General features: G+C 61.9%; 19 protein-coding genes. 3 read left to right on the top strand and 16 right to left on the bottom strand.

Annotation, left to right across the window (positions count from 1 at the left end; translation table 11 throughout):
- Window positions 1-104 precede the first annotated feature (104 nt).
- Window positions 105-731 (bottom strand): GNAT family N-acetyltransferase, encoded by a 627-nt coding sequence (locus J2Y41_RS02735; RefSeq protein ID WP_224088250.1) that lies wholly within the window; start codon window positions 729-731, stop codon window positions 105-107.
- Between the two features lie 5 nt (window positions 732-736).
- Window positions 737-1,669, bottom strand: a complete 933-nt coding sequence (galU, locus tag J2Y41_RS02730; RefSeq protein WP_396133430.1) for a UTP--glucose-1-phosphate uridylyltransferase GalU — start codon at window positions 1,667-1,669, stop codon at window positions 737-739.
- A gap of 112 nt (window positions 1,670-1,781) precedes the next feature.
- Between galU and J2Y41_RS02725 the strand changes: the two genes are divergently transcribed.
- The 3 genes from J2Y41_RS02725 (at window position 1,782) to J2Y41_RS02715 (ending at window position 3,685) form a co-directional block, all read left to right on the top strand.
- A complete protein-coding gene (locus J2Y41_RS02725) occupies window positions 1,782-2,396 on the top strand; it encodes a 5-formyltetrahydrofolate cyclo-ligase (RefSeq protein ID WP_309925909.1) in 615 nt (204 codons plus the stop codon).
- Window positions 2,397-2,552: 156 nt separating this feature from the next.
- A complete protein-coding gene (locus J2Y41_RS02720; protein WP_309925907.1) occupies window positions 2,553-2,825 on the top strand; it encodes an FmdB family zinc ribbon protein in 273 nt (90 codons plus the stop codon).
- A 68-nt stretch (window positions 2,826-2,893) separates the two neighbouring features.
- On the top strand, window positions 2,894-3,685 hold the full coding sequence (locus tag J2Y41_RS02715; protein ID WP_309925905.1) for an RcpC/CpaB family pilus assembly protein: 792 nt from the start codon (window positions 2,894-2,896) through the stop codon (window positions 3,683-3,685).
- Between the two features lie 60 nt (window positions 3,686-3,745).
- On the opposite strand, the gene J2Y41_RS02710 is transcribed toward J2Y41_RS02715, so the two are convergent.
- The 14 genes from J2Y41_RS02710 to J2Y41_RS02645 form a co-directional block, all read right to left on the bottom strand.
- Window positions 3,746-8,050: a DUF4011 domain-containing protein gene (locus J2Y41_RS02710; protein WP_309925903.1), complete on the bottom strand. Its 4,305-nt coding sequence runs from the start codon at window positions 8,048-8,050 to the stop codon at window positions 3,746-3,748.
- A 128-nt stretch (window positions 8,051-8,178) separates the two neighbouring features.
- On the bottom strand, window positions 8,179-9,768 hold the full coding sequence (gene guaA / locus J2Y41_RS02705) for a glutamine-hydrolyzing GMP synthase (protein WP_224088257.1): 1,590 nt from the start codon (window positions 9,766-9,768) through the stop codon (window positions 8,179-8,181).
- Between the two features lie 121 nt (window positions 9,769-9,889).
- Entirely contained in the window at window positions 9,890-10,390 is a 501-nt protein-coding gene (locus tag J2Y41_RS02700) for a DUF3817 domain-containing protein (protein WP_309925899.1), read from the bottom strand.
- Window positions 10,387-11,271: an SURF1 family protein gene (locus J2Y41_RS02695; RefSeq protein ID WP_309925897.1), complete on the bottom strand. Its 885-nt coding sequence runs from the start codon at window positions 11,269-11,271 to the stop codon at window positions 10,387-10,389. Before J2Y41_RS02695 ends, J2Y41_RS02700 begins: the two co-directional genes overlap by 4 nt.
- An 85-nt stretch (window positions 11,272-11,356) precedes the next feature.
- Window positions 11,357-11,845 carry a PTS sugar transporter subunit IIA gene (locus J2Y41_RS02690; protein ID WP_224164951.1) on the bottom strand — a complete coding sequence of 163 codons (489 nt, stop codon included), beginning with the start codon at window positions 11,843-11,845 and terminating at the stop codon, window positions 11,357-11,359.
- A 47-nt stretch (window positions 11,846-11,892) separates the two neighbouring features.
- Complete coding sequence (locus J2Y41_RS02685; protein ID WP_309925894.1) at window positions 11,893-13,647, bottom strand: glycerol-3-phosphate dehydrogenase/oxidase; 1,755 nt, start codon at window positions 13,645-13,647, stop codon at window positions 11,893-11,895.
- Window positions 13,648-13,735: 88 nt separating this feature from the next.
- Complete coding sequence (locus tag J2Y41_RS02680; RefSeq protein ID WP_224088261.1) at window positions 13,736-14,872, bottom strand: GuaB3 family IMP dehydrogenase-related protein; 1,137 nt, start codon at window positions 14,870-14,872, stop codon at window positions 13,736-13,738.
- 52 nt (window positions 14,873-14,924) lie between these two features.
- Window positions 14,925-16,805, bottom strand: coding sequence for an ABC transporter ATP-binding protein (locus J2Y41_RS02675; protein WP_309925892.1), 1,881 nt, complete (start codon window positions 16,803-16,805; stop codon window positions 14,925-14,927).
- Window positions 16,806-16,908: 103 nt separating this feature from the next.
- Entirely contained in the window at window positions 16,909-18,420 is a 1,512-nt protein-coding gene (gene guaB / locus J2Y41_RS02670) for an IMP dehydrogenase (RefSeq protein WP_223933862.1), read from the bottom strand.
- Window positions 18,421-18,677: 257 nt separating this feature from the next.
- Entirely contained in the window at window positions 18,678-20,771 is a 2,094-nt protein-coding gene (locus J2Y41_RS02665) for an acyltransferase family protein (RefSeq protein ID WP_309925890.1), read from the bottom strand.
- Window positions 20,768-22,870, bottom strand: coding sequence for an acyltransferase family protein (locus tag J2Y41_RS02660; RefSeq protein ID WP_309925993.1), 2,103 nt, complete (start codon window positions 22,868-22,870; stop codon window positions 20,768-20,770). Before J2Y41_RS02660 ends, J2Y41_RS02665 begins: the two co-directional genes overlap by 4 nt.
- A gap of 147 nt (window positions 22,871-23,017) precedes the next feature.
- Window positions 23,018-24,127, bottom strand: a complete 1,110-nt coding sequence (locus J2Y41_RS02655) for an NAD(P)-binding domain-containing protein (RefSeq protein ID WP_309925888.1) — start codon at window positions 24,125-24,127, stop codon at window positions 23,018-23,020.
- A 34-nt stretch (window positions 24,128-24,161) separates the two neighbouring features.
- A complete protein-coding gene (locus tag J2Y41_RS02650; RefSeq protein ID WP_309925886.1) occupies window positions 24,162-24,503 on the bottom strand; it encodes a hypothetical protein in 342 nt (113 codons plus the stop codon).
- Window positions 24,504-24,671: 168 nt separating this feature from the next.
- Window positions 24,672-26,327: a response regulator transcription factor gene (locus J2Y41_RS02645; RefSeq protein WP_224164958.1), complete on the bottom strand. Its 1,656-nt coding sequence runs from the start codon at window positions 26,325-26,327 to the stop codon at window positions 24,672-24,674.
- Window positions 26,328-26,364 lie beyond the last annotated feature (37 nt).

Genomic DNA, 26,364 nt, shown 5'->3' with positions numbered 1-26,364 from the left:
GTCCACATTCAAAACCGTAGAAGCAAATCATCAGGGGCGGCGGCATTGCGGTCGGTGTGTCGCCGGCGAGTCCGCAAATGAATGGAGATACGGCTCAAAAGGGCCTATGACCTGCCCGTTCTTCCTCTGAGCCACCAGTCAAGGAGTCCCTGCGGAACTTCCTCCGACGTAAGCGCGAAAGACCGGTGATCTGCCCACTCGCCATTGATGTGCAAGTACCTCAACCGGTAGCCCTCGTCCCTGAATCCGAGCTTTTCCACCACCCGAAGACTTGGCGCGTTCTCAGGCCGGATATTGATTTCCATCCTGTGCAGGCCAAGGGTCCGGAAGCAGTGGTCCGTAGCCATCGCAACTGCAGTTGGAGCGATACCGTGCCCGGCGCGTTCCTTATCAACCCAGTAGCCAAGGGTCGCCATCATCGCCGAACCCCACACGATGGATGAGACCGTCAACTGCCCCACAATTTGAGGGTCACGGAAACCCTCGGTGCGCTCCGTGATGAGGAAGGGCAAAGCCGTAGCCTGCCGGGCTTGCGCATTCAGGGATGCCACCATTTGACGGTAACTGGGCAGGCGCCCACCCGGTGCAGGATTGGACGCCTCCCAAGGTGCAAGCCATTCACTGTTCCGCGAACGGACTTCAGACCACTCCCGCTTGTCGCGGTAACGGATTGGCCGGAGCACCAAGGCTCCGCTTTCCAGCGTTACCGGCCAGATCGCAGAGCCGTACACCGGTGTTATTTGGGAAGACCGGCAGTGAAGGTGGGCAGCCACTCGCGGAGCTCGGGGCCCAGGTCATCGCGTTCGCATGCCAACTCGATGCAGGCTTTCAAGTAGCTCAACTTGTCACCGGTGTCATAGCGGCGTCCACGGAAGACAACGCCATAAACGCCGTAGCCTTCGCCTTCCCCGGCAGCCAGAACTTCAAGGGCATCCGTCAGCTGGATCTCTCCGCCACGTCCGGGAGCGGTGTTTTCCAGGACGTCAAACACTGCCGGATGGAGAACGTAACGGCCGATCACCGCGAGGTTGGATGGAGCTTCCTCGGGGGACGGCTTTTCAACGAGCTGCTTGATGCGGACGTAGCCGTCCTCATCGCTATCCTCGACGTCGGCGCAACCATAGGCGCTGATCTTGGAAGGCTCAACTTCAATGAGGGCAACAACGGAACCGCCGGTTTTTTGCTGGACAGCGATCATTTCGCTCAGCAGGTCCTCACGGGGATCGATGAGGTCATCGCCCAGCAAGACCGCAAAAGGCTCATGCCCGACGTGCTGCTTTGCACGAAGGACTGCATGGCCGAGACCGTTGGGATCGCCCTGGCGGACATAGTGGATGTCACCCAGGTTGGTGGCGGACTGGATGGCTTCAAGCTTGGCAGTATCGCCCTTCTCTGCCAGCGTTGCTTCCAACGCCGGCACACGGTCAAAGTGATCTTCCAGGGCGCGCTTGCTGCGCCCGGTGATCATCAGGACGTCGTGCAGGCCAACCTTCACCGCTTCTTCGACGACGTACTGGATGGCTGGCTTGTCAACCACGGGCAGCATTTCCTTCGGCATCGCCTTTGTGGCGGGGAGGAACCTGGTACCAAGACCCGCTGCGGGGATGACGGCCTTACGGACAGCATTGTTATCGAGAGTCACCGGACTAATGTAACGGAAGGAATACATCAACGGGTAAACCCCCGCCGTGGCAAGACGCAGAAACAGCCCCTGGACTGGAGGGGATTTGCTGCTTTACGTACACCACGGTGGCCCGCGGGAATCTCATGATCGGACAAAAATGGCATCCAAGGAAGACATCCGCAGCAGCCGACGCCTGTACAGGCGCAGCCTCACCAAGGAGCTTGTAGCCCAGGCCGGCGAATCAATTGCACGGCACGGCTTGGCCTGGGCCCGGAAAATTTCGGCCGGATCGCCCACGACCTTCGCCATCTACGTGGGCGTCTCCCACGAGCCCCCAACCATGCCCTTGATCGCAGGGCTCCACAACGCCGGCCACCAGGTCCTGCTTCCTGTCTGCGAGGCCGGCCGCCAATTGAGCTGGGTGTACTGGACGCCGGAGACAGCCTTCGTCCGGTCCGACTACGCACCCATCGACGAACCCGAAGGCGAACGTTTGGACAGTGCTGTAGTGAGCTCTGTTGCGGGCATCTTCATGCCGGCCACGGCCGTCGACCGGGATGGCAACCGCATCGGACAGGGTGGCGGCTACTACGACCGGCTCCTCCAAGGCCTGGACAACTCCGGCGGGCGGCCACCCACCATTGCAGTGGTGTACGACGACGATGTGTTGCCTTCGGGAGCTATCCCCGCAGAGCCTTTTGACCGGCCGGTGCCGGAGGTGCTGACGCCCTCCGGAATCATCACGCTTGGCCGCGGGAGTGATCTCGATTGACCCATACGTGAAGTCCCGCATTTATATGCAGTTGGGAGATAGCGAACGAGCCGGATGCGGATGATAGAATTGGCACTCAGGCCCTGCGACTGCTAATGCGGAGATTCTCCGCCACGGCTCCACAGGACCTGAACTTTGTCCTGAAGGAGGAACTCAGTGCCCACATACGCATACGCCTGCAAAGACTGTGACCATGCCTTTGACATCGTCCAGTCCTTTTCTGACAGCTCCCTGACGGAGTGCCCTGAATGCCAGGGCGCGCTCCGCAAGAAGTTCAACAGCGTCGGCGTTGTCTTCAAGGGCTCGGGCTTCTACCGCACGGATTCGCGCGATGCCAAGGGCAGCACCGTCTCCGCCGCGCCCTCCTCCCCGGCGACTCCGGCCCCTGCTGCCACGCCTGCACCGGCGGCCGCAGCCGCTGCCAGTTAGCCGGCACTTTTCCACATAGGGCACCCGGCCGCTGTTGGGTGGCCGGGCCCGGTGGCTAACGTGGCGTCATGCCACTAAAGACAACCACTTCCCCAGTCCCCCGCCGCGAACGCCCCAGTCCGCCTGTCCGGGGCCGTGATAGCCCCCGGAACAAGCCCACAACCACGGCTGGCCATTTCCTCCCCCGGAAGCAGGGGCCACATCGCCAGATCAGGCTGGGCCGCAGGCAGAGCCTCAAGTTCTGGGTCACCCGGAACCGTCGGCTGACAGTTGCACTGCTGCTCTGCCTCGCCACAGGCATTACTGTCCAACAGCTAACCCCTGCCTCTGAGCAGCGCGTCAGCATTCTCGTCGCTGCCCATGACCTCGCAGCAGGCACCAACCTCACCGAGTCAGACTTCACCAATGTTGGTGTGCCGCCGGACCTCGCAATTTCCGGAGCCCTGGAGGATCACGTTTCACTGGTGGGCCGCCAGCTCGCCTCGCCTTTGGCCAAAGGGCAGATTCCCACTGAATCCAATCTTCTGGGGCCGGGACTTCTCACAGGCGCACCCGTAGGCTCAGCTGCGGTCCCCCTTCGAATGGCTGACCCTTCATCCATCCAGCTGCTGTCCCCGGGACAGCTGGTGAATGTAGTACTTACCGCCGCCGGGACATATGACGAATCCCGGCAAACTGAAGTCCTTGCCGCCTCCGTCCCTGTCCTATGGACATCTGCCCAAGGGGGTAAACCCGGCCAATGGCTGGGAACCAGCGACACAGACGGGTTGGTGGTAGTGGCTGCAAATCCTCCACAAGCAGAAAAGCTTGCCGGCGCATCAACGCAAGGCAAGCTTTTCTTTGTTTTGGTCAATCCCTAGGTTCGGTCAATCCCAGCGTTTGGTCGATCTCTATTGCCGGGCCTGGATTCGATGACGCAATCAGCCCCAATGCGGTGGCTTCTGCTCTTTCAACCACTGCTCATGGTCATAGTTGCCTTCGTCGCCCCAACGGCGGGGGTCGTCTTCAGCGGCCTTGGTGGGCAAGATGCCACCGGAGGCTTGCTTCGCCGCAGGAGTCTTTGTCTCCGCGGACTCTTCAGCGTTTTCGGCGCCCAAAGCTGCGGTCGGTTCGTCAGAGCCGCTGTCGTTGCCGGTTCCCTGTTCTTTCACTGGTGCTTCAGTCCCATCCTCTGGATCACTGGGGGTTGGAGTGCTGGCTTCTGCGTTGCCCGGTTCGCCACCTGGCCCCCTGCGATTTTCCACACTTGCCTGCCCGGGCTGCTGGGATTCCACCGATGACTGGGCACCTCCCGGGCTTTGCCGATGCGAAGCCCGGCTGTAGGAGGAACTGCTTGCGGAGGAACTGCTGTGCGGGGAACTGCTGTATGAGGAGCTTGCGTACGAGGAAGCCGCATTGTCCAGATTCAATTGTTCAACATCCATGTCCAGGAAGCCATGCTCCGCTTGGGGTACGGCCTGGGGAACATGGTTCTCAAGTCCCAAATAGGATCCGATTCGATCCGCGCACGACGAGGGATCGGTGAACACTTCGATGGTCCACAGGGACATGTAACGCCAGCCCATGCGTTCCAGCAGCTGGGGCCTCAGACGGCTGCGTTCGCGGACGCTCATGCGCCGGTAGCGTTCCGTGCCGTCGGACTCGATTGCCACCGGGGTGGGAATCTCGGCACCCTCCCGTCCAATGGTGTGGACGGGATCGGCAGCGGCGGCAATGTCCAGGACACCGTCATAGAGGTGCCAGACGCGGGCACCTCTGGCCCGCAACCTCTCGCCGAGATCGGCAACCAGGGGGTCCTCCCCCAAGGCCTGTTCGCTGGCAACGGCGCGCGAGGCAGGAGTTCCAAGGTTGCTGTTCCCGGACAGTTCACGGTCCAGCAGTTCGTAAAAGTCCACAGCCCCGTGGGCCAGGCGATCCAGATCCAGATCTTCCGGGCGGAAGCAGCTCAGGACGTGCATGGAACGGCGGGCGCGGGTCATAGCCAAGGCAAAGCGGTTTCGTCCGCCCTCCGCCGACAGGGGTCCGAACGAGTGCAAGGCGCGGCCATGAGGTGTCCGGCCGTAGCCGAGGGAGAAAATGACATGGTCACGCACCAGGCCTTGGGCTCGCTCAAGGTCAACCACGCGGAAGGACTCGGGGCCAGCACCGAAGAAGGCGGACAACAAGGGGTGGTTGGGCAATTGAAGCCTGATTGCCTCGCCAATCCGCGCAGCATGGCGCAGGCTGGCCGTGACCACAGCCAGGGAAGTCCGTGGCCGAAGCCTGGCGTGCTCGAAGACAAGGTCCACTACCCGGTTGACCTCCGCCGTAACGGACTCAACGCCCTCATGGTCGGCGCCCGGGAGTCCGGTTCCATCGGGGATGTACTCCACCAGGATCGAACGATCCAGGCCCGTCACCGAACTGCCATCGGGCAAACGCCGGAGGCCGCCGTCGTAGTAGTTCTTGCTCAACTGCAGGATGAGGTCCTCATCGACCGCCCGGTAGACCCAGTTCAGCTGCCAGGTGGGCAGGACGCGTGCCAGGGCCTTGAACGCGCTGTCCACGGTCTCGTGGCTGGCCACTCCCGCCACTGGAGGTTCCACGGCCACGCTGAAGGTGCGGGCATTCGCAATCTTCGCATCACCGAAGGCTATGACTTGCCGGGCTCGCGCAATCGCCGGAAGGACGGCCTGGAGCGAGGTCGATTCAGCGTCGATGACGATCACCGCGTCAAACTTCTGCTCCGCGGGAAGAACCCCCGTCAACAGGTAGGGGCTTACAGACCACACCGGAACAAGCATGGGTACGAGGTCGGGAGCCTGGGCACTCAGAGCCGGGAGCGTAACCCGACCATCCTTGAGCAGGGCCCGAAGCAACTCAGCCTGCCGGGGGTGCTCAACTATCCCCTCGCTCCACTTCCGGGCCAACTGCCACCGCAAACGCGCAGCACCACTGGCAATGTGGGCTTGGTCCGCAAGGCGGTACTCAGCTTCCAGGCGGCGGAGCGAGTCGCCGTCGGACATGGCGAGGTAGTCGTCACCACTGATCATTGCCTCCAAAGCAGACTGCCACCAGGCAAGGTCCAGCTCGGCCGCCACCGAAGCGGCCGGCACTTCACGGGCAGCAAGGTCAGCGAGCAGTTCGCCGAGGCCGTGCTCGCGCATCTCCTCAATGAGCAGCGTGCGCTCCGGGAGTGTTTCAAGCGTGGCAGTATCCGCTACCAGCCGTTCCAGCCGCTCCATCAGTTCCAGGTACGGTGTCTGGTGCAGCGAACCACCGGCAGAGGTGTGCTTGAGTGCCTCACCCAGGCGGCGAAGCTCGCCATCCAGTTCGCGATACAAGGACCCGAGGTCGGCGAGCCCGGACGGCACGGCCGGGTGGCGTTGCGTGGTGGCATAACCTGCCCACAGGGCACGCTGCTCCTGGACGAGGACCAGGGAGCTGTGAAGGTCCGCGATGTGAACACCGGGCCGCACATACTCTTTTGCCACCCGCCGCAGCCTCGAACGCTGCATTGAAGGCATCTCCAGGTTGCGCTCGCGTCGCCACGCAGAGCTTGCAGTTGCAGAGATGAGGTCATGCACCGGGCGATCGAAGATATCCGGAGTGAACTTGTCCAGGCTTTCGCGCACGGCAATCAGCAATTCAAGCTGAGCGCCCCACTCCGTGAAGGTGTCCGCCAAACGGATCTCGGCGTGATCCGAAAGCTGCTTCATGCGATCGCGCAGGACGGGAAGTTTCTCCTCGGCGATGCGGGCAAGCTGTTGGGCCTCTTCTGTCTCCTTGCGGGTTACGAGGCGTGCACCATACCAGGGGCTGGAGGTGGAAGCCCGGCTAAAGCTGCCCAGCTCGGCAGCGCGACGCAAGCGGCCAGCCAGTTCTTCGCGGTCCTTGATGTTATCCAGCACACTGCGCTTGAGGCGCACCGTGGTGGACGGCGCCGGGTGGATGGACGTCAATTCGGCCAACGATTGCATGGCCTGGTACGGCGAGCAGCCCCAGCGTTCGCGGACGTTGTGAAGCGACGCGACATGGTCCATCAGGGCATGCCGGTGTCCGACCAGCGTCTGATGGAGGTTCCCAAGCTGCGGTTCCAGTGCCTTTTCATTGCGCATGATGGCCCGGACCAACTGGCCCTTTAGCTGCTGTGGTGTTGTGCCGTTGCCCGGACGGAACAACATCGAATCCAGGCCCAGCGCTTCCAGGTGCGCAGAAAGTCCCGCCAGGCTGGACTGCCGGTCCCCCACCACGAGGACGGATTTGCCTTCGCTGACCAATGCGCCAATGGCATTGATGGCTGTCTGCGTCTGGCCGCTCCCTGGAGGGGTGCTGACAACAAGCGAATCTCCTGCGCGAACAGCGTCCACCACGTACTGCTGGTCAGTGTCCGCGTCGAGCAGGAGGAGCTCGTCCGCCGGATCACGTTCATCCAGGCTTGGGAACCGCCCCGCTTTAATGGGTTCAGGCTCGACGTCGCCACCATTGGCGGCAGTTGCCAGGGCCGCCACGGTGGGATTGTTCATGTTGATCCACGGATCGTCCAGGTTTCCCGAAAGATCAGCCAAAGTGGTCACGAGCAAGTTGAATTCAACCTCGGCGCCGTGAATCGGCTGAACCAGGGTGGCCAGGCGGTCCAGGACCGGCTGGGGGTCCAGCCTGGCAGTGTTGTAGGCCATGCGGGCAACTGCATTGACGTCGAAGACGATGCCGTGGACGGTCTTCAGGTGGCGCACCAAAGCCGGGTTCATGCGTGCCTGCTCGGTGAGCTGCAGCTCGAAATCGTCCTCGCCCGGGCGAACGGTCAGGACAATGGAGGTCAGCATGACAGGGGCCGAAACCCGCTGGGGTTTGCCACCTACGGCCGAAGTCCACACCACCGTGCCCGCAGAGAGGTACCCGGCCTCGATGCCGCGATCATTGCTGAGCTCAAAAATCTTGGACCGGATGTTGCGCGCGGCCCGTGCCGCCACCAGGTATTGCTGCCTGTCTCGGATAAGCGTGGACAACCTCGTTCTACGCCCCGCCAGCAGCTGTGCGAGGCCCGAGGGATGTGCGTTGCTGAGATCGATGGCGCCTTCGGGCGTCTTCACGAAACGCAGCATCGTGTCCGCCCCGGTAACGGGCTTAAGTCCGGACAGCCATTTCCGGAGCTCTTCGGAGCCCTCTTCCTGGCCTTGACCTAATGACACAACTGCTGCCTTCTTTTCTGTACTAGCTTTAGACGCCTTGGACCATACCGGCATACTTTCGAGGGTAGCGGGAATACTCCTTCAGCCCGCTCCGCAACACTGTGGCAATGCGAAATTCGCCGTCATTTCACAGCTGAAAGAACAGTGGCCGGCCTCCCAAGGGAGGCCGGCCACTCAAAATGCTATTCCCACTCGATGGTTCCCGGCGGCTTGCTGGTGACGTCCAGCACCACGCGGTTAACTCCATCCACTTCGTTGGTAATGCGGTTGGAGATGCGGGCCAGGAGGTCGTACGGCAAACGCGACCAGTCGGCCGTCATTGCGTCCTCGGACGATACCGGACGGAGAACGATCGGGTGGCCGTAGGTGCGGCCATCGCCCTGGACGCCGACGCTGCGTACGTCAGCCAGCAGAACCACCGGCATCTGCCACACATCGTTGTCCAGGCCGGCAGCGGTCAGCTCGGCACGGGCAATCGCGTCAGCTTTGCGAAGCAGGTCAAGGCGCTCTTTGGTGACTTCACCGACGATGCGGATACCGAGGCCAGGGCCGGGGAACGGCTGGCGGCCAACGATTTCCTGAGGCAGGCCAAGCTGGGCGCCGACCGCGCGGACTTCGTCCTTGAACAGGGCGCGCAGCGGCTCGACCAGTTCGAACTGCAGGTCCTCGGGAAGCCCACCCACGTTGTGGTGGCTCTTGATGTTCGCAGCGCCCTCGCCGCCGCCGGACTCGACGACGTCCGGGTACAGCGTGCCCTGGACCAGGAACTTGATCTTCTCGCCCTCGGCTGCTGCCTGGGCGATGATGGCCCGCTCCGCTTCTTCGAAGGCACGGATGAATTCCCGGCCAATGATCTTGCGCTTGGTCTCGGGATCGCTGACTCCGGCCAATGCAGACTGGAAGCGCTCTTGCTCGTTGGCAACATACAGATTGACGCCCGTGGCAGCGACGAAGTCGCGTTCAACCTGTTCTGCTTCGCCTTCGCGAAGGAGACCGTGATCCACGAAGACACAGGTCAGCTGGTCTCCAACTGCCCTCTGGACCAGGGCTGCGGCTACAGCCGAATCCACACCACCGGAAAGACCGCAGATGACCTTGGAATCGCCGATCTGCTGGCGGATACGTTCCACCTGCTCTTCGAGGATATTTCCTGTGGTCCAGTTGGGGCTCAGGCCAGCGCCCTTGAACAGGAAGTTCTCCAGGACGTGCTGGCCGTGCACGGAGTGCTTGACCTCCGGGTGCCACTGCACGCCGTAGAGGCGCTTTTCCTCGTTGGCGAAGGCGGCCACCGGCGCGCCAGCCGTGGTGGCCAGCACTTCGAAGCCCTCGGGAGCTTCATGGACGGAGTCGCCGTGGCTCATCCAGGTGTTCTGTGAAGACGGCACGCCATCAAGGATCGAGCGGGCATCGCCGACCACCAGTGCTTCGGTGGCGCCGTACTCCCGGAGGCCCGTCTGGGCTACCTTGCCGCCCAGTGCGTTGGCCATGGCCTGGAAGCCGTAGCAGATACCAAAAACCGGCACCCCGGCTTCAAAAAGGTCCGCTCCAACACGCGGAGCACCTTCTGCGTAGACGCTGGAAGGTCCGCCGGAAAGGATGATGGCTGCCGGGTTTTTGGCCAGAAGCTGCTCGGTGGTGAAGGTATGCGGAACAATTTCCGAATACACATTCGCTTCGCGGACGCGGCGTGCAATCAGCTGCGCGTACTGGGCACCGTAGTCAACAACCAGCACCGGCTTCTGGGAAGTCTGGGGTGCGGTGGGAGTAGTCACCAACCAAGACTACTTTGCCGGGCGGCCCCCGTGCACGTTGACAGCGGCCCGAAGAGGTCAATTACGGGCTCGTCGTTAGGCATCTCACACCCTAACGCCCCGGTGGCTGGAGCTGCCGCGGCTAGTAGCGCTTTGACGCCTGCGGGTTGGCTGCCAGTTCCGCTTCAACCTGTGCGTGGAACTTCTTCTCCACGATGAACGACATCAGCGGTACGACACCACCCAACGCCAGCAGGACCAGCTTGGAGAACGGCCACCGCATGAGCGACCACAAGCGGAAGTTGGACACCAGATAGACCACGTACATCCAGCCGTGAACGATCAATACGGTGGTGGAGATATTGAAGCCACCGATCACGCCCTTGGGCTCAGACTCGGCGAATCCGAAGCCAAAGGGCTTACCCGTGATGGCGTCCGTGCCACCGGCAAAGAGCGATACACCGAAACCGTAACGGGCAATCAGCTCCGCGCAGAGCAGCAGGAGCATGGCACCGGTCAGGTAGGCCATGACCTTGTAGAACTTCAGTGCCGAATGGATTTGGGCTTCCGTTCCGCCAAACCTGCGCTTCTTCGGCTTGGGTCCGGACTGCTCGGGCTGGATGGCCGGCTTGGGCTCAATCATTGCTGCACCTTTTGTTCTGGCCCAGGTTGCTGGGGTTCAGGGCTTGACGGTTCATTGGGGTGGTCTCTGTCATCGTCGAATCCATCGTCGAATCCGTCGTCGTTTGCGTCGAACTCGTCGTCTTCGAGGTCGCGACGGTAGTCGTCTGCCACCATGCGCCACCAGATGTACAGCGCGAATCCTGCGAAGACCACCCACTCAACGGAATAGAAGAGGTTTAGCCAGTTGATCTGTTGGGCGGGCGGCTGTGCTGGGATGTTGAGTGCCTTCACCGCGTCGTCCGCGGCGACGGGAACACCGCCAACTGCTTCGGACGTTGCGGCAATGAAACCCTGGTAGCTGGAGACGTCCCAGATGTTGATAAGTTCGGCAACTGCCACTGCGGACGCCCGGCCCGGACCGGCGTCGACGTTTGGCACCGGCGCCTCAGAGGGCAGCAGGCGGCCGGTCAGCGTGATGGTGCCCGACGGCGGCGGACCGGCCTGGGCGGCATCGGCCACCCAACCCCGGGCTACTGGAATCCAGGTGTTGGGCGAGGCTGCCACACCGCTCAGTTTGGGAGCATTGTCCACCGCGAAAGCCGAGACAATCCAGAATCCCTTCTGGCCGTTGTACAGGCGGCCCTCAACCAGGACCTGCTTGGCAGGATCGTAAGATCCGGTGGCGCTGACCATCTGGTCCGAAGCAGAACCGGGGAAAAACTGCCCCGGCTGCAGGACGTCCACCAAGGGCTTGACATCTTCAATGCTGGACGAAACGGGAGCTTCGTGCTGGGTGGACCTGCTGAGCTGCCACTGGCTGAGCAGCACAAACACCGCGGACAAGAGAAGCGCAAAGACGAGTCCTGCGATCCAGCGGGGTTTCAGCGCGGTTTTCAACACCCCTTAACCGTACTTCGTCCGGCTGTAGAACAACGAAACGAACGGTAGGGACCTTAGCCCTGGAACTGGTCCGTGGGCGCCGTTCTCAATGGTCGAAGAACACCAGGCTGGAGTTGATGAGTTCGGAAATAACCTCGGTATCGTGTGCCCGGCGCAGGGACTCCCGGAATGACTCTTTGGAGAGCGAACGCGCCAAAGTAGCCAGGACTTCCAAATGATCCGAGAAGGAACTGGCCGGCGTGGCAATGAGGAGGATCAGCGTGGCGGGGCCATCGGCGGCACCAAAATCCAGGGCATGGCCGAACTTTGTGACGCCTACGGCGATGGAGATCCGGTCTACGAATTCACTCCGCGCATGTGGCAGTCCAATGCCACCGGGAAGCCCGGTAGCCAGTTGGTGTTCCCTGGAATGGACCTGCTCCAGGAAGCCCTGGAGGTTGGAAATCCGGCCAGCCGCGTGAAGCCGTTCCGCGAGTTGAGCCGCTGCGTCGATTTTGTCCTCGGCAACAAGTTCCAGGATGACGGTGTCCGGCGTAGTCAGTTCCGCGTCATACCGGTCAAGTGGTTCAGCCAAGTTGTGTTCCCTCCAGTGTGGCCTCCCGGCCGCAGGTCCTGTGTTGCTCAGCGAAGGGGAACGATGTCATCGACTCCCATGCGCGCGGCGTCAGCTGATTCGTCGTCGGGTTGTTGCTGGCTAAGCCGTTCAGCTTCCACCCTGGCCAGATAATGCTTGATTTCGCTTTCCCGCTGTGTGTCGCTCCAGCCAAGGATTTCTCCCATCAGCTTAGCCACTACAGGCACTGCTGACACACCCCGGTCCCACGCTTCGATCGAGATCCGGGTGCGGCGCGTCAAAACGTCGTGAACATGACGGGCACCCTCATGGGTGGTGGCGTAGACAACCTCCGCGGCAAGGTAATCGTCGGCCCCGGGAAGCGGTTCCCGCAGTTCGGGTTGCCCAGCGATGAGATCCAGCACTTCCGAGGCCATGGACCCATAGCGGTTGAGCAGGTGTTCCACGCGCGCAACGTGGACGCCGGCCTCTTCCGCGGAGCGGGCGCGGCGGTTCCATGCGGCTTTGAACCCCTCGGCACCGAGCAACGGGATCGTTTCCGTGCAGCTGGAGGGAACGCGTTCATCCATGGCGCGTGTGGCCTCATCAACAGCATCTTTGGCCATGACACGGTAGGTGGTGAACTTGCCCCCGGCCACCACCACCAGGCCCGGCACAGGATGAGCCACGACATGTTCGCGGGAGAGTTTGGCGGTGGAGTCGTTTTCGCCTGCGAGAAGCGGGCGGAGTCCGGCGTAAACGCCTTCCACGTCCTCACGGGTGAGGGGCCGCTTCAGGACCTTGTTGACGTGCTCCAGGACGTAGTCAATGTCCTTGCTGGACGCGGCCGGGTGCGCCTTGTCCAGTTTCCAATCCGTGTCCGTAGTCCCGATGATCCAGTGGCGGCCCCAGGGGATCACGAAGAGCACTGACTTCTCCGTGCGAAGTATCAGCCCAACGGTGGACTGGAACCTGTCCCGCGGCACCACCAGGTGGATGCCCTTGGATGCCCTGACTTTGAGCTGTCCGCGGTCCGTAACCATGGCCTGGGTTTCGTCCGTCCAGACTCCCGTGGCATTGACTACCTGCTTGGCACGCACCTCGAAGACGCTCCCGTCTTCCTGGTTTTCAAGCTTGGCGCCCACCACGCGTTCGCCTTCCCGGAGGAAGTCCACTACGCGCACCCTGTTCACAGCATGGGCACCATAATGCGCTGCGGTCCGGACAACATTGACCACCAAACGGGCGTCATCCACCTGGGCATCGTAGTAGCGGATGGAACCAACGAAAGCATCGTCTTTCAAGCTCGGAGCCGCCCTCAGGGTGCCGCGCCTGAAAAGATGCTTGTGCATCGGAACCCCGCGGCTGTGCCCGGACGTGAGGCCCAGGGTGTCGTAAAGCATGATGCCCGCGCCCACATAGGGGCGCTCCCAGAACCTCCGGGTCAGCGGGTAGAGGAAAGGGACAGGGCGGACAAGGTGGGGTGCGATCTGCTGGATCAGCAACCCGCGTTCCTGCAGGGCCTCCTGGACCAGTCCGAAATCAAGCATTTCAAGGTACCGGAGGCCACCATGGATGAGCTTGGACGAGCGCGAGGATGTCCCTGAGGCCCAATCCCGCGCCTCGACGATGCCGACTGTAAGGCCGCGCGTCACCGCATCCAGGGCTGCTCCAGCCCCCACCACGCCTCCGCCGACAATCAGGATGTCCAGCTGTTTGCCGGCTTCGGCAGTGGCTTTCAGGACTTCAATGGACGCCGCACGGGATTCCGGGCTTAATGCTCCCGGAGAATTCACTTGCGGACCGCCTGCGACATTGCTCATCGGACCCCTCCTCAAACGCAACAGCTGGTAGTCCCCTACCCTACTTGTTGCCCGGTCCGATTGGCAGAAGTCCCGATTGGCAGAAGTCTTAGTTGCCCGCGTAAGGGGATACTACGACGTCCACGCGCTGGAACTCCTTGAGGTCGGAATATCCTGTGGTCGCCATGGACCGGCGCAGTGCGCCAATGAGGTTGGACGTGCCATCGGTGTGGTGCCCCGGCCCGAAGAGGACTTCCTCCAGGGATCCGACCGTGCCAACGTTGACGCGGTCGCCGCGGGGCGATTCGAGGTGGTGCGCCTCCGGACCCCAATGCCAGCCGCGGCCCGGAGCTTCTTCGGCGCGTGCCAGGGCGCTGCCCAGCATTACGGCATCCGCTCCCATCGCGATGGCCTTGACGATGTCGCCCGACCTGCCCATGCCGCCGTCGGCAATGACATGGACATAACGCCCACCGGACTCATCCATGTAGTCACGGCGGGCCGCAGTGACATCTGAGATAGCCGATGCCATGGGCGAATGAATGCCCAGCGCACGGCGCGTGGTGGTGGTAGCACCTCCACCGAAGCCAACGAGGACGCCGGCGGCACCCGTGCGCATGAGGTGCAGGGCCGGTGTGTAACCAGCCGCTCCACCAACGATCACAGGGACATCGAGTTCGTAGATGAACTGCTTAAGGTTCAGCGGCTCATGATTCTTGGACACGTGCTCCGCGGAGACGGTGGTTCCACGAATGACGAAAATATCGACGCCGGCGGCCACCACGGTCTTGTAGTGTTCCTGTGTCCGCTGCGGGGTCAAGGAACCGGCAACAGTGACGCCTGCGGCGCGGATCTCGGCGAGGCGGGAGCTGATGAGCTCCGGCTGGATGGGCGCCTGGTACAGGTCCTGCATCCGGCGGGTGACGGCCGGGCTGCTGGTTTCATTGGCCAGGCCGGCGATCTCGTCGAGCACCTTCTGTGGGTTTTCGTACCGGGTCCAGAGGCCTTCAAGGTCCAGGACGCCAAGACCACCCAAACGGCCCAAGGCAATGGCCGTGTCCGGCGACATCACAGAGTCCATGGGGGCGGCAATCACCGGCATATCGAACTTATAGGCGTCGATCTGCCAGGAGACAGAGACGTCCTTCGGGTCACGCGTCCGACGATTCGGAACGATCGCGATGTCATCCAGGGAGTAGGCACGACGCCCACGCTTGCCACGGCCAATCTCAATCTCATAAGTCACTGCTCGAGTTTATCCCACCAAGACCAAGCCACCGTTTTGTTCCAACTTGCTCCTACGGGGTGTTCTGGCTGGTCTCTTCCACTGTGAGCTGGGATTCGAACATCCGGAAGTAGCGGCCCCTCAACGCCACAAGCTCCTTGTGGGTCCCCTGTTCGGCAATGCGACCGTCCTCGAGCATGTACACAACGTCCGCCTTTTCGATGGTGGCCAGCCGGTGGCTGATGGCAATGATGGTGCTGTTCCGGTCCGCGAAAAGGCGTGTGAAGATCCGGTGCTCAGCCAAAGCATCAATGGCCGACGTTGGTTCGTCCATGACCATGAAGGAGGCATCCCGGTAGAAGTTCCGGGCCATGGCCAGTCGCTGCCATTGCCCGCCGGAGAGGCCACTCCCCTTGCGTCCGCGGGGATCCTCCATCCAATTACTCACATGGTTTTCCAGGCCATTGGGCAGTTTGTTGATGAACTCCATGGCCTCGGCGTCCGATGCTGCCCTTCGGATGCGTTGCTCGTCCCGCGGTTGATCGACATCGCCCAGGTAGATGTTCTCCGCCGCGGTTGCGAATTCATACTTCAGGAACTCCTGGCTAAGGACCGCGAGGTGCCGGTGCCAACTGGTCACGTCGATACCGGTGAGATCGACGCCGTCGAGCAGTACTTGGCCTGAATCCGGCCGGTACAGGCCAGCCAGGATCCGGATCAGCGTGGACTTTCCTGCGCCGTTCTCACCAACTATGGCAATGTGCTGGCCCGCCCTGATGGTCAGGGATATGCCCTTGATAACCTCAATGTCACTCCCCGTATAGCTGAATCGGATGTCCCGCATTTCCACTACGGAAGGCGACTTCACCAGGGGAGGCTCGTGGCCGCTGGGCACAGGAAGCGCCATGAAAAGCTCGTAGTCTTTGAGGTTGGCAAGGTCTTCGTCGATGGAACTCAGTGAGGAGACCAGGTTGTTGGCGGTGGATAGAGCCCGGCTGACGATCTGCTGGATGTAGAGGAACTGCCCTACCGGCTGGGCCCTGGCGATGATTTGTCCCACCACCCAGATCAAGGACACAACTTCGGCACCATACTGCAGGGCGTCCGCTGCGAGTTGCTTGGGGATGTAGCGCTTCTGGAAGTCCAGTCGCCTGCGCTCGTCAGCGTCCCGAAGCCGGGACCGCAGGTCCATCAGATAGCCCACGATCCCGTAAAGCCGCATCTCGGCAATGTGCTGGGGACGCAGGAGGTTCGTCTCGATCATGCGCCGTTGCCGCCGGGAATCCACCTGGGTATTCCAGTGGGCTATTTGCTCTCTCGAGAGTTTGAACTGCAGGTAGACGCTCGGGACGATTGCAATGAGGACAATGACGGCGATCCACCAACTGACCAACAACAGCGCACCGACTGCCAGGATGACTGAAACCAATTGCGTAAAGATGGCCGCGATCCTGTCCAGGACCCGGGCGTAGGAATCGGAGAACCGCTTGGCGCGATCGTAGAGGTCCACCGTTTCTTTGTCGTCGTAGCGCCAGAACTCCAGCGCCAGAAAGCGCTCATACATCATGTCGCCAACGATTGCCCCCACTTTGAAGCTCATCAGCTGCTGGATGTACCGGTCCACGCTGCTGAAGGCGCCCCAGAACAGCCCGAGCGCCGCAGTAATGATGACGTACAGTACCGCCCGCGGACCGGCGTCGGGATCTCCCGCGTAACCGGCGGCCAACGCGGTGGTGGTCAACGCGGCGAAGTAGGTGGTGACCAGCGGCAGCGTGGCCGAAATCAGGGACCCGGCCACTTTCATGATGACTGCAACAGGTGATGCCTTGAAACTGACCTTCAGGACCTGCCCGACGGCGCGTGCGTACGGCCGGAGGGCAAGCTTGCGGGGCGCTGTGCCTGAATTCAGCCGGACTGACTCCGGGTGCCGCGGTTGTGCGGGCTTTTCGGACATGTCCCCAGCCTATTCCTACCCACGGACATTTCCGTTGCGGCCCTTAAACAGCTGTTCCCCATGGAAGCATCCACAGGGAACAGCCGGGAGGAACTGATGATGGTTAGCGGGAACCGTAGTTCGGCGCCTCTACGGTCATCTGGATATCGTGCGGGTGCGATTCCTTCAGGCCGGCAGGCGTAATCCGGACGAACTTGCCGCGTGCCTTGAGCTCGGCAATGGTGGGGGCGCCGGTGTAGAACATGGTCTGGCGGAGGCCGCCCACCAGCTGGTAGGCCACGGATGCCAGCGGACCACGGAACGCGACGCGGCCTTCGATGCCTTCCGGGATGAGCTTGTCATCGCCGGAAACGTCGGCCTGGAAATAGCGGTCCTTGGAGTAGGACGTGTTCTTTCCACGCGACTGCATGGCGCCCAGGGAGCCCATGCCGCGGTAGCTCTTGAACTGCTTGCCGTTGACGAAGATAAGCTCGCCGGGAGACTCTTCACAACCAGCCAGCAGTGAGCCGAGCATGACGGTGTCGGCACCGGCGACCAGCGCCTTGCCGATGTCACCCGAGTACTGGAGGCCGCCGTCGGCAATCAGCGGCACGCCCGCCGGAATGGCAGCCTTCGCGGATTCGTAGATGGCCGTGATCTGGGGAACGCCGACACCGGCAACAACACGGGTGGTGCAGATGGAGCCCGGACCAACGCCTACCTTGATGCCGTCGGCACCGGCGTCGATCAGTGCCTGGGCACCTTCGCGGGTGGCTGCCTGGCCGCCAATGATGTCCACGTGGGCAGCGATCGGATCCGACTTCAGGCGACGGATCATGTCCAGCACGCCCTGGGAGTGGCCATTGGCCGTATCCACGAACAGGGCGTCCACACCGGCGTCGATGAGCTTCATGGCGCGCTCCCAGCCATCACCGAAGAAGCCGATGGCGGCACCTACGCGCAGGCGGCCTTCGTCGTCCTTGGTGGCCAGCGGGTACTGCTCTGCCTTGGTGAAGTCCTTGGTGGTGATGAGGCCCTTGAGGCGGCCCTGCTCGTCAACGAGAGGGAGCTTCTCGATCTTGTTGGTGGCCAGCTTGTGCGAGGCTTCCTCGCGGCTGATGCCCACATGGCCGGTGATGAGCGGCATCTTTGTCATGGCATCGCTGACGCTGCGCAGCGGGAATTCAGATTCGGGAATGAACCGGGTGTCGCGGTTGGTCACGATGCCCAGCAGGCGCCCGTCAGTGTCCACTACGGGAAGGCCGGAGACGCGGTAGCGGGAACACAGCTCGTCCAGTTCCTGCAGCGTTGCCTGCGGGCCAATGGTCAGCGGGTTGGTGATCATGCCGGACTCGCTGCGCTTGACGCGGTCAACGTGCTCAGCCTGGTCATCGATGGACAGGTTGCGGTGCACTACGCCCAGGCCGCCCTGGCGGGCCATCGCGATGGCCATACGGGACTCCGTGACGGTGTCCATGGCAGCAGACAGCAACGGCGTCTGCACCGTAATCCGCTTGGAAATGCGGGAGGACGTGTCCGCGTCCGAGGGGATGACGTCGGTGTGCCCGGGCAGGAGCAGGACGTCGTCGTAGGTCAGGCCTACGAAGCCAAAGGGATCGTGTTCGGGCTGGGTCATGAGTGCGGCCTCTTACCTGGGTTCCGGGGGCTATAACTGGTAGGGGTTGCAACTGATGACCAGCCCGTCATTACGGGACTGGCCTGTGCATAAAGTACTGGCCTGTGCATGAGGTACTGCAAGGCAAAGGTGCTTCGGGTATTGAATAAATAGTAGAACCTCCGCGGCGATCGCCATATTCCGCGACGCCTGAGTGTGAGCAACGGCACTGGCGGCAGGCCGGCGTCGTGCGTTGCATGCTCCTGCGGATGGCGAGGCTAGCGCTCAGACCAGCCCGTCGCGGCGAGGAGCCGCTCCTCGAACATGGGAATCATGCTCTGTACATAGGTCTTGGTGAGATGGTTGTCGTCCTTGTAGACGTACACATTCCCAACCACTGCCGGACACGTGCCCTTTTCACAGATGAAGTCGCTCATGTCCATCAGGTACAACCGATCCACCTTGCCCACGTAATCGTCCAAGGGCGAGGACGCAGCCAGGGAATCCTCCAAGGGAGGGTTGCAGTCAGGCGAATCAGGGCCCTTCTTCTGCACGCACTCGGGCATGTTGATGCTGAACCGCGGGTTGTCGCGCACGCCGACGACGTCGATTCCGGCATCCGTGAAGGGCTTGATGCCTTCCAAATAGCCGGGCACTTCGGTCTCGAAAGGGGCCGTGACATGAGTTAGTGACGCCACAGTGAACACTGCATCGGGTTTGTGTTCCATGACGTAGGCGGCACTTGCCTTGTTGAAGTCGTTGCATTCGCTGGTGCGTTCAGGAGAGTCCGCACCGAACCGGCAGTTCCCCTTCAGCAGAGTGACCACTTCCCAACCATGCTCCTTGGCGATGGGTCCCAGGGCGGCCATGTACTGCTGGGCATGGGAATCGCCCAGGACCACGATCCTCTTGGTCACCACTGCCGGTTCGTTGTTCTGGAGGCAACCCTGCAGCAACGGATCTGACGGGACGTTCGCGCCAGTACACAGGCCATCGATGTCCGCCCATTCATCGTTCATGGCGGCGGGTGCGGGAATGATCATTGCCTCGGGCGTCGGTTGGCCCGCGAAACCAGGCGACAGCGCTGCGGCACCGGGCGTCAGTTCCTTGGGCTGATCGGCAATCGCCACGCTTTCGGCGGCAATGGCACCCTGCCAGGCGGTCATCGGAAGCGCCAGCAGCGCACCGCAGGAAACAACGACGACGGCGGCCCGCCAGGACCGTGCGTCCGGCCACTGCCAGCGGCGCATGGGCACCTCGACATACCGTGTGGTGGCAACGGCCAACATCATGGATACCGCCATGATGCCCAGGCCCTGCAGGAGGTTGGGACTTGTGGTCTCCGTGACGAGCAGGAAGAACACCAGGACAGGCCAGTGCCACAAGTACAAGGCATAGGAATTGTTGCCCACCACGACCAGGGGCTTTGAGCTGAGCACGCGGTCCGCACCAATGCGGCTGTTGCTCTGGCCGGCGACGATAACGGCCGCGGCGGCGAGCGTGGGCCAGAGGGCCACGAATCCCGGGAAGGAACGGTCGACAGTCAGGATCAAGCCACACGAGAGCATGGCGGCCAGCCCTGCCCAACCCAGGAATACCCGGAGCCGCCGTCCCGGTTTGAGGTACGGGAGAGCAAGCGCCAGCAGGGAACCCAGCGCAAATTCCCACAGCCTTGTCCGGGTATCGAAATACGCATAGGCCTGGTTGTTCGCCGTCTGGTCGATCGAATAGACCAGCGAGGCCACAAAGACCAGGCCGAACGCCATGAACAGCAACTGCCGGTGTTCCATGACCCTTCGGCCTGGAAACAGCTTTGCCAGTTGCGGCTGCAGCAGGGCTACGACGCCGAAAATGAGCGGCCACAGAATGAAGACCTGGCCCTGGACGGACAGGGACCAAAAGTGTTGAAGGGGACTGGCCCCGGAGTGGTCCTGGGCATAATAATCAAAGGCAGAATCCGCAAGCTGCCAGTTCTGCCGGTACAACAGGGAGGCCCACGCCTCCGCGAGCACATCCGGCCACCGGCTCTGCGGGACAAAGGCCCACGTTGCGGTCAGAACCGCCAACAAGACAACGACGACGGCGGGCAGCAGCCGCTTGAACACGTGGAGCCAGTGCTGCAGGAGCCTCAGGGGCTTGTGGTTTTCGAGCTTCCGCGTAAAGGACAGGGTCAGCAGGAAAGCCGAGATGAGCAAAAAGACGTCGACACCACCGGACACCCGGCCCAGCCAAATGTGATAAGCCGCCACCATCAACACAGCCAAGGCCCGCAGGCCCTGGACCTCGGGACGAAAGGTGCGTTCCGCCGTCGTGGGCCTCGCTGTGGTGGGGTTGCCACCCAAAGGTGCAGTTGTTTTCACGTTGTCGCTCATCGCTCCCACCCCGTTGCGGCAAACCACCTTTCATCGAACATCTCACCCATGCTGGTGACGTAGGTCTTGGACAAGTGGTTATCGTCCAGGTAGACGAACACATTTCCTACGACGCTGGGGCACTGGACACCATTGCAGAGGAGATCCGTCATATCCAGGAACGCGGCATTTCCAAACTTTCCCTGCACGGCCGCGAAAGGGCTCTCCGCTGCCAGGACGTCATGCTGGTCGGATTTGCAGTCAGGGCTGTCCACGCCCTTGGACAGGGCACACTCGGTGACGTTGTGGTCATAGCGGGGGTTGTCACGGATGGCCACCACCTGGATGCCGAGGTCGTTGAAGTTGGTGACCGACTGTTCAAAGCCGTACACCAACTCCTCATCCGGTGATGACGGGGCAGCCTTGGTGCCCACCATGAACACGGAATCCGGGGTGTGCGCTGCCACATACTTGAAAGCCGCCGAGTTGAAATCATTGCAGTGCTGGTCAGCGTCGGGGTTCTCCGGCATGAACGGGCATCCGCCCAAAAGGAGGGCCGTGACCTTCCAGTGCTCAGCCTCAGCGAGGGGACCGAGCGCGGCCAGCCACTGCTGGGCATGGGAATCACCCAAGACAATGATGCTCTTGGTGGCGTCATCGCCCACGCCGTTTTGCTGGCAGTTCTCCTGCAGGGTCTTGTCTTCCGGCTGGGACGCTCCCTCGCACGTCCCACCCAGATGTGCCCAGTCCTCAGGTAGCTGCTCTGCGGTAGGAAGCGTTTTGGCGTCAGGGCTGACCTGGTCCACGTACCCGGGCAGGAGGGCATGTGCTCCCGGGTTGTCGTTGAATGCCTGCGTGTCAGCGGCCTTCTGGTCCAGGTACTGCTTGTACTGGAAACCGAGCAACGGCGTGCACGCCACGGCAAGGCACACCGCGATCGAGATGGCTGCCCGGCGACGCTTCACCTCGGGCCACTTCCACTCCCGGAATGGCTTCTCCACATACTTCGTGGTCAGGAACGCCAGGACCAGTGCCAACGCCACAATCGCCGTGCCGGAAAGCCAACCCGCATGATCCTTGCCGCTCCAAGCCAACGCGATCACCAGGATGGGCCAGTGCCAGAGATAGAGCGCATAGGAATTGTCGCCCAGCCGAACAAGGAATCTGGAGCTCAGGATCCGATCCACGCCGAAGCGGCTACCGGTCTGTCCCGCTGCAATCACTGCAACGGCAGCCAGGGTAGGCCAGAGTGCAACAAAGCCGGGGAACGCCGTCTGGACCTGCAGCAGGATGCCGCAACTGAGCATGGCGGCCACGCCGATCCACCCCATCGCCACGCGGACAGGTTTGGAAAAGTCCAAGGCAGGCAATATCAAGGCAACAAGGGTTCCGAGGGCAAACTCCCACAGGCGGGCGAAGGTGTCGAAGTACGCCACCGCCTGGTTGTTGGCCGTAAAGATGATGGAGTACGTCAGGGAAACGACGAAGATGAGCGCAAAAACGTACGCGAGCGAAGCCCGGTACCGGAGATCGAATTTGCGGCAGATGACCGCCATCACGGCGAAGATCACCGGCCAGAGAATGAATACCTGGCCCTGGATGGAAAGCGACCAGAAGTGCTGCACAGGACTGGCCAGGCTGTGGTCCGTTGCGTAGTAGTTGACCGCAAGAGTCTGCAGGAGCCAATTCTCGTAGTAGAAGAGTGAGGCCCAAGCCTGATTGACCACTTCTACCCAGCGGGTGGGAGGCAGGAAAGCAAAAGTAGCAGCCAATGTTCCGAAGAGTACAACCACGACTGCCGGGAGGAGGCGCCTGAACAAGTGCAGCCAGTGCCGCAGCAAGTCCATCGGGCGCCGCTGTTTGAAGCGGCTGGTGAACTGAAGAGTCATGAGGAATGCCGAGATCAGCAGGAAGACATCTACCCCGCCTGACACCCGCCCAATCCAGATGTGGTAGCTCACCACCATGAGGACAGCGAGGGAGCGGAGGCCCTGGATTTCGGGCCGGAAGGTGGACTTTACAACGGGACCGGTAGCCCGCCTGTTGGGACGGGCGGGCGTTCGGATCGTTGATGTAGTCACGTTAGGCAGTTCCTCAAGGCTATTGCACAAAGCATCCATCATACGCTGTTCCGGGCTCCGGCCCCAGTCGGGCCGGTCTGCGGAACCGCCTTACGAGTGTCTATTAGCTCAGGTTGGACTATGCATTTGCAAAGATGAAACTGTGCGTTGCCTGTGCCAAGGCACTGTGTCTGAAGGCCCGGAAAACTAGGTCAAGGCCGGCCGACGCCCCACCGTCAGCTGCCGGTCGACTGTGATTCGTTGTGCCAGATAACGGGCATCCCGGCCAACTCCTGGAAGCGTTGCCGAGACTGCAGCGAACAGGAACTCCTGGCCTATGAAATAGAGTCCAGGGACAGATTCCACTACTCCCCTCTTGTGGGCCGGCGCCCCCTCTCCGTCCTGGTACGGGAGCTTCAGCCACGAGTAGTCCTCCCGGTATCCGGTACACCAAATGACGTTCGCCACGTCCAGCGTCCGGCCCTCTTCCAGCAACGGTTTGCCCTGCTTTACGCCGGCTATCCTTGGCAGCAGTTCCACCTTCGCCTCGCGCAGTTCCTTGGTACGTGTTCGGATCAAAGGTGCCGCCATCATCTTGAATGCCGGCGCCACCTTCCGGCCAACCGGTGTGTTGAGCGTCAGGACGTGAAGGCCTGCGAACCGGATCACAGGCAGAACAAACCGGGCTGCAGCGCGTCCATGGCGAACAGGGATTTCGCCACTGGCTTTGCCCGCCAACAACGTGGTGTGGGTCCTGCTGGCTTCGAGGGCAATCTCCGCGCCGGAATTGCCGAGCCCGACAACGAGCACTGGTCCAGGTTGGAGTTGACCGGGATTCTTGTATTCCTGCGAGTGAAGCTGCACGATGGCCGGATCCAGCTCATTCGCGAATGCCGGCCGCTTGGGCAGGCGATACCCGCCGGTGGCAACCACTACGTTGTTGGCGGTCCAGGACCTGTCACCGGAGCTCACAAGGAAGCGATCACCCTCTTGTGTCACTCCATCAACATGGACCCCGGGAACCACGGGAAGACTGAACCGCCGTGCATATTCTTCGAGGTAGTCCGCCAACTCATTCTTGCTGGGGAACGCCAGGCGGTCCCCTGGGAAGGGCATGCCCGGCAAACCGTCGTACTTGGCCGGGGTGAAGAGACGGAGCGAATCCCACCGCTGGCGCCACGAATCGCCGGTCCTGGCGTTCTCGTCGAGGATGACGAAGTCGTGGTGCCCTTTGGCCAGCCAATAGCCGAGCGCCAAACCGGCCTGGCCACCGCCTACGATCACGGTATCGAACTGTGGGTCACTAGCTTTTTTCATGGCTTTTCCTTTCTCACTACTAGTCAACGCGGGGTCACTTATGGCCTATGGCAGCGGCCGACATGGGCCTTAAGTGACCCCGCGTTGCTGGAGTTTCAGTTGCTGGGGTTTCAGTGGGAGCCTTCCGGTATCGCAGGCACCACACCAACATCAGTGCCGACGTCACCACATAGAAGGTGTGCAGCAGCCACACCGGCCCCGCCGGAAGATCGAAGACGTAGAACGAGTGCACGGCATTGGCGATGTTGGTCAAGGTGATATTGCTCAAACTGTAGGAGGCCAGGTCCTTGGTCCGGACTGCCTTGAACAACATGGGCAGCATGCTGGATGCAAAGAGCACGGTGGATACGGTGCCGGCGAGCAGTGGAATGTTCATAAGCCCAAGCTATGAGTCCGGCGCCCCTTGCCGCGTCGGCCAAATGACGCATCCTGCAGGAACGGGCATGGGTATTTATGCGCATGCCGGGAAGTGAGAGAGCGTTCGGGAAAACCCTGCAGTATGTGAGAGAAGATCGGGAGAAAAGCGGTGGGAAGTGATAGAGCATCAGTTGGTTAAGTGGTGCTCAAACGCGTATTTGGTGGCAGCAACCCTGGATGGCAGGGAGAGCTTGCTGAGGATGTTGCTGACGTGGCGGGCAACGGTCTTTTCACTGAGATACAGTTCCCGGGCAATGGACTTGTTGGCTTTTCCGTCGGCGACAAGCCTCAGGACTTCCAGTTCACGGGCAGTCAGTTCACGGGCAGTGGGCACGGAACCATCGCCGCCGCTCACCGTTCCGGCTCCCGCTTTGAGACCCAGCACCCCGGCCAGGGCAGGCGCTGCGTCGAGTTCTGCGAACTCGGCTGCGGCCGCTTCGAATTCCATGGCGGCAGAGTCGGGGTCGCCCAGCCGGGCACACGCACGACCGGCCAACAACCGGCACCGGGCAGCCTCATACGGAGCCTCGAGGCTATACCAAAGCCGCCAAGCCTTCCGGGCGGTCATCAGTGCGGCTTCGGCACTCCCCTCGGCCAAGAGAACGCTCGCTTCCGCCTGGGCTGATAGCGCCCGCTCCAAGGGGCGGCTGGCTTCGTGGAGCGGTGCTGCGAGTTCATTTGCGGCCTCTCGGGCTGCGACGACGTCCCCCGCCGCAAGCTCCACCTGGACCACCGCCGGAAGCAGCCTGCAGCGGTTGGCCGGATCCGCTCCGGACATCGCACGGTGCAACATGGCCTGCGCCTGGGACGTTTTGTTTTGGGCCATACGTAGAAGCGCAAGGCCAGGCAATGGCTCAAAGCCGGTCTCCCCGGCCTTGGCGTAGGCTGCGTCGGCCTCGTCAAACCTGCCCCTGAGGCGGAGGACTTCCCCCTGTTGGTACCAAGCTCCCCAGGCCGCTTCCGGATCGCCCCGACGCGAACGGTCTTGGGCGATGCGGGCCGCAGCCAAGGCCTCGTCCCAGGCTCCATGCAGGATGAACAGCTCTGCGCGGTGCGATTGGCATTGCCCGCTGAACATCACCATGTCCGGCCGGTCTCCGCACCACCGCTCCAAGGCTGCTGTCCATTCCTGGGCGCGGTGGACGTCCAAAGCGAGCCGGCAGCTTCCAATCACCGCACAGTAGATGATCCCGGAAGGTATGGGCGAGACCTCGCCGGCGGTGACGGACAACATCACTTCATCGAGGAGCTGCAATCCCTCGTCCGGGGAGCCGAGGGTAATCCTGGCCGTGCCCAGGCCCAGCTGGCCCAACGCCATGAGATCCCTGTCGTGGAAACGCCGGCCCACTTCAAAGGCCCGGCCAAACAGTTCGTGGCTGGCCTCGGGGTTTCCTCCGTAAAGTGAACCCAGGGCGGATGGGATGAGGAGGTAGCCCTCCGCTTCGGTGGGCTCTTCCATTTCCGCAATCAAATGCTGGGCGCGGGACATCCAACCGGAACTTCGCGCGGGCTCCCCGATGTCCATGAGGAACAGCACCAGCCACGCCGCGCAGCGCGCCGCACCGGCCATGTCGCCCAACGTCAGGAATTCCTCATGGGCCCGCGTCAGGTACTTCACTCCGTCATCGTCATGGCCCAGCAGCATTGCCACGGATGCCACCAGTTCCATGTCCCGGGCAGGCAAGCCACCTTCGGAATCGGCCCGGGCAAGGCAGTCCAGCGCATCGCTCCAGCGACGCTCGGAGAATGCCGAGCGTCCCATATCCAAGGCTGTGACCGACATAGTGAACACTCATTCCGCGACCGGGAGCAACCCGGTT

The sequence above is a fragment of the Arthrobacter sp. 1088 genome (genome assembly GCF_031455315.1).
Taxonomy (GTDB): domain Bacteria; phylum Actinomycetota; class Actinomycetes; order Actinomycetales; family Micrococcaceae; genus Arthrobacter.
Note: the sequence above shows the minus strand (reverse complement) of the source record. Positions and strands in the feature narration are given on the sequence as shown.

What these genes read in the sequence shown, in the direction of transcription:
- J2Y41_RS02660 (WP_309925993.1), bottom strand. Translation starts at nt 22,870, where the DNA reads ATGGATGCTTTGTGCAATAGCCTTGAGGAACTGCCTAACGTGACTACA.
- galU (WP_396133430.1), bottom strand. Translation starts at nt 1,669, where the DNA reads ATGTATTCCTTCCGTTACATTAGTCCGGTGACTCTCGATAACAATGCT.
- J2Y41_RS02685 (WP_309925894.1), bottom strand. Translation starts at nt 13,647, where the DNA reads ATGAGCAATGTCGCAGGCGGTCCGCAAGTGAATTCTCCGGGAGCATTA.
- J2Y41_RS02700 (WP_309925899.1), bottom strand. Translation starts at nt 10,390, where the DNA reads ATGATTGAGCCCAAGCCGGCCATCCAGCCCGAGCAGTCCGGACCCAAG.
- J2Y41_RS02650 (WP_309925886.1), bottom strand. Translation starts at nt 24,503, where the DNA reads ATGAACATTCCACTGCTCGCCGGCACCGTATCCACCGTGCTCTTTGCA.
- J2Y41_RS02675 (WP_309925892.1), bottom strand. Translation starts at nt 16,805, where the DNA reads ATGTCCGAAAAGCCCGCACAACCGCGGCACCCGGAGTCAGTCCGGCTG.
- J2Y41_RS02725 (WP_309925909.1), top strand. Translation starts at nt 1,782, where the DNA reads ATGGCATCCAAGGAAGACATCCGCAGCAGCCGACGCCTGTACAGGCGC.
- J2Y41_RS02655 (WP_309925888.1), bottom strand. Translation starts at nt 24,127, where the DNA reads ATGAAAAAAGCTAGTGACCCACAGTTCGATACCGTGATCGTAGGCGGT.
- J2Y41_RS02645 (WP_224164958.1), bottom strand. Translation starts at nt 26,327, where the DNA reads ATGTCGGTCACAGCCTTGGATATGGGACGCTCGGCATTCTCCGAGCGT.
- J2Y41_RS02710 (WP_309925903.1), bottom strand. Translation starts at nt 8,050, where the DNA reads ATGCCGGTATGGTCCAAGGCGTCTAAAGCTAGTACAGAAAAGAAGGCA.
- J2Y41_RS02665 (WP_309925890.1), bottom strand. Translation starts at nt 20,771, where the DNA reads ATGAGCGACAACGTGAAAACAACTGCACCTTTGGGTGGCAACCCCACC.
- J2Y41_RS02715 (WP_309925905.1), top strand. Translation starts at nt 2,894, where the DNA reads ATGCCACTAAAGACAACCACTTCCCCAGTCCCCCGCCGCGAACGCCCC.
- guaB (WP_223933862.1), bottom strand. Translation starts at nt 18,420, where the DNA reads ATGACCCAGCCCGAACACGATCCCTTTGGCTTCGTAGGCCTGACCTAC.